The 703-nt window shown below is 50.1% G+C and carries 1 protein-coding gene; it reads left to right on the forward strand.

Annotation, left to right across the window (positions count from 1 at the left end):
- Window positions 1–219: 219 nt before the first annotated feature.
- Window positions 220–703, forward strand: a 484-nt coding sequence (locus JHJ32_RS22650) for a hypothetical protein (RefSeq protein WP_200123022.1), incomplete at its 3' end; no start/stop codon positions are given.

Below are 703 nucleotides of genomic sequence, written 5' to 3' on the forward strand. Positions count from 1 at the left end.
ACAATGCTGCGATGCTCTTGAGCCTTGATGAACGCATCGATGGCTACGAAGACATAGACCTGTCTTTATTGCCAAAAGCGATAGGCGTAGCCTATCAAATTTATAGCCTATGCCTATCAAATTTATAGCCTGGACGTAGCAGTCGGACTGCCTCGATTGCTTAGTTTTACTTCCATGGGTGACAGCATAAATAGCGCTTAGACAATCAGACTTCAAACCATGATAAAGACAGCCATTGCACTTTTAATTCTTTCTGCTTCCATTTCAATTTGCCTGGCCCAAAGCAATACGTTCCCAGCTTCGGGGAATGTGGGAATAGGCATCACGAGCCCCTCCGCGATGCTCCATATCCGGACGTATACGGGAGAATCGCCTTCATATCCTACAACCACAAGCAAGGGGGATATTTACAGTTTACTTCAGGCAGACGACAACGGGATGGAGTTTGGTGTGGCGAAAGGATCAAATACGCGCCGGGCGTGGATTTTGGCGCGCCATGCGAGTAATTCGGGTGGCCTTGGACAGTGGTATGCGACCCTGCACCTGCAACCGGCGCTTGAGAATACGGCACAGTACCGTGGTGTAGCTATCGGTTATCCGGCGGCCACCCAAATACCGACTCAGACAGGCTTAGTTGTAAACGGCAATGTAGGCATTGGCACCACCAATCCGCAAGCCAAGCTGGCGGTAAACGGCAATATCC

This window comes from Parapedobacter sp. ISTM3 (assembly GCF_016533505.1).
Lineage (GTDB): Bacteria > Bacteroidota > Bacteroidia > Sphingobacteriales > Sphingobacteriaceae > Parapedobacter > Parapedobacter luteus.